General features: G+C 63.1%; 7 protein-coding genes. 4 read left to right on the plus strand and 3 right to left on the minus strand.

Features of this window, described 5'->3' with window-relative positions:
* Positions 1–133: 133 nt before the first annotated feature.
* Positions 134–349, minus strand: a complete 216-nt coding sequence (locus tag EN906_RS17990) for a hypothetical protein (protein WP_127272601.1) — start codon at positions 347–349, stop codon at positions 134–136.
* A gap of 454 nt (positions 350–803) precedes the next feature.
* Between EN906_RS17990 and EN906_RS17995 the strand changes: the two genes are divergently transcribed.
* On the plus strand, positions 804–1,520 hold the full coding sequence (locus tag EN906_RS17995; RefSeq protein ID WP_127272600.1) for a Crp/Fnr family transcriptional regulator: 717 nt from the start codon (positions 804–806) through the stop codon (positions 1,518–1,520).
* Here the strand turns inward: EN906_RS17995 and EN906_RS18000 are convergent.
* Positions 1,463–1,819 carry a hypothetical protein gene (locus tag EN906_RS18000; protein WP_164749118.1) on the minus strand — a complete coding sequence of 119 codons (357 nt, stop codon included), beginning with the start codon at positions 1,817–1,819 and terminating at the stop codon, positions 1,463–1,465. The genes EN906_RS17995 and EN906_RS18000 overlap by 58 nt on opposite strands.
* 228 nt (positions 1,820–2,047) lie before the next feature.
* Between EN906_RS18000 and EN906_RS18005 the strand changes: the two genes are divergently transcribed.
* From EN906_RS18005 to EN906_RS18015, 3 genes are all read left to right on the plus strand, one after another.
* Entirely contained in the window at positions 2,048–2,794 is a 747-nt protein-coding gene (locus tag EN906_RS18005) for a helix-turn-helix transcriptional regulator (RefSeq protein WP_127270648.1), read from the plus strand.
* Positions 2,795–2,959: 165 nt separating this feature from the next.
* Positions 2,960–3,265 (plus strand): hypothetical protein, encoded by a 306-nt coding sequence (locus EN906_RS18010; RefSeq protein WP_127270646.1) that lies wholly within the window; start codon positions 2,960–2,962, stop codon positions 3,263–3,265.
* Positions 3,266–3,526: 261 nt separating this feature from the next.
* A complete protein-coding gene (locus EN906_RS18015; protein WP_127272599.1) occupies positions 3,527–5,551 on the plus strand; it encodes an acyltransferase family protein in 2,025 nt (674 codons plus the stop codon).
* Positions 5,552–5,661: 110 nt separating this feature from the next.
* Here the strand turns inward: EN906_RS18015 and EN906_RS18020 are convergent, their stop codons facing one another.
* Positions 5,662–6,255: a DUF6456 domain-containing protein gene (locus tag EN906_RS18020; RefSeq protein ID WP_127268743.1), complete on the minus strand. Its 594-nt coding sequence runs from the start codon at positions 6,253–6,255 to the stop codon at positions 5,662–5,664.
* Positions 6,256–6,608 lie beyond the last annotated feature (353 nt).

Genomic DNA, 6,608 nt, shown 5'->3' on the forward strand with positions numbered 1-6,608 from the left:
GTTCTGGACGGTCCGTTCGCGGACAGCACGACCTCCGCGGCCTTCCGCGACATGCCGTATTTCCGGGCGAAGACCGCAGCGTCGTAAGGTTCGTTTTCGGCTACCGGTGCCGCGGACGTGATCCTGGCTTTGGTCATTGGCGCGTCCGCCGGAAACTCTCAAGCAACTCGCCTTCATTGCGGCAGCCATTCTGAAATAGCGAAAACACCGTGGCCGCCAGAAGCTGCACGTCCGACTCTCCCGACATGCGATTGAGTTTGCGCTCCAGGCAGACCCGATCGAAGACGCGCTGGCACAGCTGCAGATCGGAAGGATGGAAACCAGGATTGCGCTTATGAAGGCTCGACATAAGAAGCCCCTTTCGGAGCAGCGACCACTTCCTTGACGCTGTGGGTCAAAAAATGAAATCGGGCTGAGCAAGAGTCAACATCGGCCTTCATCACAGTAAGTATCGTACAATTCTCCCGCCGCTCTGCCCCACTTTTCGAACGGTTCTCGGGCCCGGCGCGACATGGCGCCTTTGTCATTAGCCGGCGGATTTCATCGACCCTCACCGTGATCCGGCGCTCTCATGAAATATGTCGGTTTTGTACCAAGTGGCGCTTGGTACGTTTCCGACACTAACATTCAGGCCGATCTTTTCATATGCGAACGGGCGTTGGGGGGCGCCGTGCTTCGAATTTCATATCGCATTGATATCTTTCTTCGTTCAGAGCCCCTATACATAGGCGATCGTCCGTACGTTTTTACGGGCACGGACGGCTGGGAGATTGGATGGCTCTTGCCCTGCATTGGGCCACGCCATGTCTGATCTCACCAAATACCGAAATCAGCTGCTGCGGCGCATGCCTGCGGATGATCTGGCGTTGCTCGAGCCGCACATGCAGCGCTGCGACTTGCCGCTACGCATGATGCTGGTGACCCCGAATATTCCGATCGAGGCCGTCTACTTCATCGAACAGGGCATCGGTTCGGTGGTCGCCAGCACCGCGAGCGGCCAAGAGGCCGAAGTGGGCTTCATCGGCTTCGAGGGCATGACGGGATATTCCCTGGTGATGGGCGACGACCGTGCGCCGCATGCCTGTTATGTCCAACTCGAAGGCGAAGCGATCCGCATCGAAGCCGGCGCTTTCAAGGCAGCATTGGCGGCAAGTGCAACCTTGCGCATGTTCCTGCTGCGCTTCGTCAACGCGCTACAGACCCAGGCCGGCTGCACCGCGCTCGTCAACGCGCGGCTGAAGCTCGAGGAGCGGCTGGCGCGCTGGCTGCTCATGTGCGACGACCGCGTGCCCGGCGAACATCTCGCCATCACCCACGAATTCCTGGCCATCATGCTTGGTGTCAGGCGGCCAGGCGTCACCGTCGCCCTCCAACTGCTTGAAGGCCGCGCGTTGATCCGCTCGCGTCGGGGCGAGATCGTCATTCGCGACCGCGCCGGACTGCTGGAACTCGCCAATGGCAGTTACGGCGAAGCCGAGGCCGAATATACAAGGCTGATCGGCGAGATCGGCGCGGCCTGATCAGGAGCGGTTGCCGCATCCGGCTTGCCCGATGTCGCTTTGCCGGGCGGTGCCGCACCGCCTTTAAATGCGCCCCGGCCAATCGGCCCATCCCCGTCGATCGGTCCATCCTTGGCTATCGGCAACCCGGCATGCTCCAGACTTGCAAGCTTGCACTTCGTCTGTTCGGCCGCCGCTCCCACAAGGCAGTCGATGGTGAACATGGCACCGGCGTGATCGCTGGCCGCGACCGCCTGGCGGATCTTCGTCAATTGCGCTTGCGTGTAGTCCAGAAGCTCGACCAGGCCGGTATGATCCAAACCGCCCTCCATTGCAGGATGTCGAGAGGCCGATCTCAGGTCGCTCTTGCCATCGAAATACGCCCATTTACACGGCTTGCATAGCCGGACTGTCAGAATCGTACAGTCTACGCGCCACCGGGTCGTTGCCTATTGGCCAAAGGTCCATCTTCGCGCCGCCGCCACGGCATGCAACTGTATATAAGCAATCGCTTGAATACTGGTCCGTACGTCTGTCGGGGAGATGTCGTGCCAATTCGCGAGAATCTCGCCGCCAATCTCAGGCGGCTGGTCCAACGCCACGCTTCCGTCAGCGCGGTGTGCCGTGAGCTTGGCATCAATCGCACCCAGTTCGAGCGCTATCTGCAAGGCAAGGCGGTTCCCAACAAAGCCACCGCAAGGCTGATCTGCGACTATTTCAAGATCGATGAGAATGAGCTGTATCGTGAGCCGGCCGCCGCGGCAGCCAAGAGCGACGGCAACGCAACGCTGCGCCAGGCCCTGTACGAAAACATGGTGCGGCCGCCGTCGCCCGCCATCGCCGGAGGCACATATTTCACCTATTTTTCGATGCCCGGCCGACCCGACTTTTTGATGCGCTCGGTCACCTTCGTGCGGCGCGAGGCCGATCTCGTCACCTTCAGGCGGGTGACGCGCTGGGCTTCGGGCGATGGCCGGGGTGGCTCGAGAATACCCGGCAACCATTACGGCGTGGCGATCTCGCGCCTGAACTGGATTTATTTCACCGGCATCAACCGGCGCCAGACCACCGAGCCCTCAATCATGACCGTGCAGTGGGCTCCCATCTCCGAACCGGTTCTGGTAGGCAGGGCGATCGTCCTCACCGGATCAGGGCCGGCCTTTGTATCCGTCATCATGCGGCAGGACGTCGCCAGGATCAGCATGAGGCGAGCGCTGCAGATGGCCCATATCGTCAGTCTCGACGACCCCAGTGTCGATCGGCTGGTGGTCAGTCTCGCACGAGAGACCCGATAAACTCGCTTCTTACGGGAAAAATCGGGGAAAGTTTCAAGTTTTTCGACTATATTTTTCTTCGTTTCGGGATTTTTGCGCAAAAAACCCCGGAACTTTCACCCAAACCTGTCGTTTTCCAGCTGATCGTTGCTTCGACGATCCCAAAGCAACAGGAGGAGTACCGCCATGAACATCAAGATGATCTGTTTCGGCGCGATGACGCTCTCGATGGTTGCCGGTACGGCGCTTGCCGCGAGCGACACCGGCACGTCGGCTCTCGACGATCCGGCCAAGATGCAGCCCTTCTACACCGACTCCAGCAGGAAGACGATGGTCAGCGACGACGATTTCGTGAAGGCCTGGAAGGCCCTTACGCCGGACGACCAGACCGCGATGATGAAGGCCTGCGAGGACGAGGCGAAGGACGCCACTGCGGCCAACAGCCATCCGGAATTCTGCAGCAGCGTGAAAGCGAACGGCGGCAGCAAGTAGCAATCCAGCGGCCCGATGAGAAACAGCCCCTTCGCGGGGCTGTTTTGCGTCTGCCGCGGGGCGCACGGACAAGCCCGCCACGCAACGATCAAGCCACGCAACGATCAAGCCCGGCCGGCGCGCCGGCCCATTTCCCATTCCTGCTATGTTGCACCGCGATAAAATTGCTCTATGTTGCACTGCGATAAATTTGTTGCATTGCGATATCAGCCTGCCCGGCCGACGTTGCGCAGGGGCTGGGCCTTGCACGAAGGAGCCGTCGTGGCAGCATCGTTCCGGCCGGACATACAAGGATTGCGCGCGCTCGCCGTCGGCGGTGTCGTCGCCTACCATTTCGGCCTCACCGCGCTCCCCGGCGGCTTTGCCGGCGTCGACATCTTCTTCGTCATCTCGGGCTGGCTGATAACAACCCATCTCATGCAGGAGATCGGCGAGACCGGCCGGCTCGACCTTTGGCGCTTCTATGCCAGGCGCGCGCGGCGGCTTCTGCCGGCAGCTTTATTCGTCATCCTGGTTACGCTGGCCGCCGGCTACTTCATCCTGGCGCCGCAGGAGCAGGCGCTCTATTCGCGCGGCGCCATGTTCGCCTCCGCCTATTCCATCAATCTGTGGCTGCTGCGCTGGTCGTTCGACTATTTCGCCGCCGACGCCACCAGCAATCCCTTCATCCACTTCTGGTCGTTGTCGGTGGAGGAGCAGTTCTATCTGGCCTGGCCGGCGCTGCTTCTGCTGGCCGCCTGGCTGCGGCCGGGCCGGCGAACGGCCGCAGCCGTGATCGGCGTTGCCGGCCTTGCCTCCTTCGCCGCCTGCCAGTGGCTGACCAGCGCGGCGCCGGCCTGGGCCTTCTATTTTTCACCGCTGCGCGCCTGGGAGTTCGCCGCCGGCGGCCTGGCGACGCTGGTCCCCATGGCTTTGCTGCAGCACCGCATCTGGCTGCGGGCAGCACTTGGCTGGCTCGGCCTGGCGCTGATCGCGACCGCCTATCTCCTGTTGAGCGAGGACCTGCCCTTCCCCGGCTGGTACTCGTTGCTGCCGGTGGCGGGCACCGTGCTGGTGCTGCTGAGCGGCATCGGCGGGCCGCAGACCAACAGGCGGACCGGCTGGCAAGCCCTTGGCCCGGCCGCCGCTTTGTCCCTGCCGCCCTTGCAATGGATCGGCACGCTCTCCTATTCGCTCTATCTCTGGCATTGGCCGGTCATCGTCTATGCCGGGATGCTGGCGCCGGAGCTTTCCGTGCCGCAGCGCCTTGGCTGTGGCGTGCTGGCGCTCGCGCTGTCGGTGCTCACCTATCATTTGATCGAAGACCCGGCGCGGCGCGGCGCCTGGATGGCGGTAGGCGCCCGCGCCTTTCCCAAGGCCATTCCAGGCGCAAAACCGCTTCGCGCTTTTCCCGGCCTTGTGCTGGTTCCCGCGCTGATGCTGACCGGCACCGGCGTGGCGGTCGCCTATGCCAACGCGCATCTGGCCACGCGCAATATCGGCCCCGAGCAGCGCGGCATCGAGCAGGCGGTCGAAAGACCTTCCATCGCGCGAGCTGTCGACAAGAACTGCCTGGCCGACTTCCAAACGGTGACGCCGAAACCCTGCATGTTCGGCCCGGCCGACGCCACCCGCACCATCGTGCTGTTCGGCGATTCGCACGCCGACCAGTGGTCGACGCCGCTGATCGAAGCAGCCAGGCGCAACGACACAAAGATCATCACCTATCTCAAATCATCGTGCCGCGCTTCGCGGCTCTCCACCTTCAACACGGTGCTGAAGCGCGACTACACCGAATGCGACGCCTGGCGCGAGCAGGCCATATCAGAGATCATCCGCCACAAGCCGCGCCTGGTGGTGATCTCCGAATTTTCCATCGGCAATCTGATCCGTGACCTGCCCGCGGCCGAACGCACCGCTGAAGTAGCGCGCTGGCAGGCCGGCCTGCGCTCGACCTTGCAGGCCTTCAGCCGGGCCGGTGTCGAGACGGCTGTTATCCGCGACACGCCGATCAACGCCAGCTTCGCCGGCTCCTGCGTGGCGCGCACCCTGTGGTGGCGCGAGGCACCCTCGCCGCACTGCGACACGCCAAGAGCCGAAGCCGCCAACGATAGCACCGCCGCCGCCGAGCGCGCCGTGGTGACCAGCGTGCCCGACACCCGCTACATCGACCTCACCAACCAATTCTGCGGCCCGACCACCTGCCACGTCGTCATATCAGGCAAGCTGGCGTTTCGTGACAGGCACCATCTGGCGACGGGCTTTGCCGAGACACTGGCGGGGCCATTGGAGCGGGCCTTGTTTTAGGCGCCTGGGTATCTGCGCCCGGTCCGCATTGTTCATCACATCTTGCGAATCTGTGGAACGGGCTTGATCACCGATCCGGCAGGCATCGCCGGTCGGATCCATTTCACCCCTCACCGCCTCATCATCATCCCGTAATGCACTGCCAACAAATCCAGCCCCACCTTCAGGAGCTTCGTCACCACGTTCCGGCCTTCGCCGGTCTGCTCGGACAGGCGCTTGAGGGAACCGTCCGCGCAGCAGACTTGTCGCACCACGGCGGCCACCTCCCAATGGCCTAGCGCTCTTGTGGCGGCGGCATAGGCCCTGCCGGCGTCGAGCACACTGTCGGCGATGCCGCCGCCATCGCGGCCGCCGTCGACGCGCTCGGTCCAGCGCATCGGCTTGACATCAGCCTGCTGGCTGCAGCGGAAATCCTCGCGGTAGCGCAGACCTGCCTCGCGCTGCTGGCGCGACAGCGAGGTGATGCCGATAAGCGCATCGATGGCGCGCACCCGCACGATGCCGCCGGTGGCGGCGTAGCCGTCATTCGACACCTCGTAGACACGAGCAGCCTCCAGCGTGCCCGCCGCCAGCCGCTTGCGGCCGAAGGCGTCATCCCTGAGCGCGAAATCATGGCCGATCTCGCGGCGTATGCGCACCTGCTCGGCCTCGCCCTTCGGCAATTTCGGCGCCTGCGGTTTGACGGGTCTGGTCCTTTTGCTCATGGGAGGCTCCTGGTTGGCTCGGGATGATGGAGAACGGCAAAGCGGCGATCCTTCGCGCTGTTGGGCATCTCCCCACATGGTCGGCAGGGCGGAGAGAGCCGCCGTTCGGTTGGCCTTCGTTGAATCGGAGGTCGTCGCCTCCTCGCCGCTGCGCCAGCATCCTTGCCGCCCGGCATCCAGGCTGATGGAACCGGCGCGAGCTTTCGACGTTATGTCGCGTCCATGCCAAGGGGAGGTTCGCCGATGACAGCCTTCATGCCGGTTACCGTGCGCTTTTGCGATAACAAAACCATGCTGGTCAGTTCGGTGGCCGGCGCAGCCGAGGCATTGCGCCACCAATGGCCCGACAAGAC

Source organism: Mesorhizobium sp. M7A.F.Ca.CA.004.06.1.1, assembly GCF_003999135.1.
Lineage (GTDB): Bacteria > Pseudomonadota > Alphaproteobacteria > Rhizobiales > Rhizobiaceae > Mesorhizobium.

What these genes read in the sequence shown, in the direction of transcription:
- EN906_RS17990 (WP_127272601.1), bottom strand. Translation starts at nt 349, where the DNA reads ATGTCGAGCCTTCATAAGCGCAATCCTGGTTTCCATCCTTCCGATCTG.
- EN906_RS17995 (WP_127272600.1), top strand. Translation starts at nt 804, where the DNA reads ATGTCTGATCTCACCAAATACCGAAATCAGCTGCTGCGGCGCATGCCT.
- EN906_RS18010 (WP_127270646.1), top strand. Translation starts at nt 2,960, where the DNA reads ATGAACATCAAGATGATCTGTTTCGGCGCGATGACGCTCTCGATGGTT.
- EN906_RS18020 (WP_127268743.1), bottom strand. Translation starts at nt 6,255, where the DNA reads ATGAGCAAAAGGACCAGACCCGTCAAACCGCAGGCGCCGAAATTGCCG.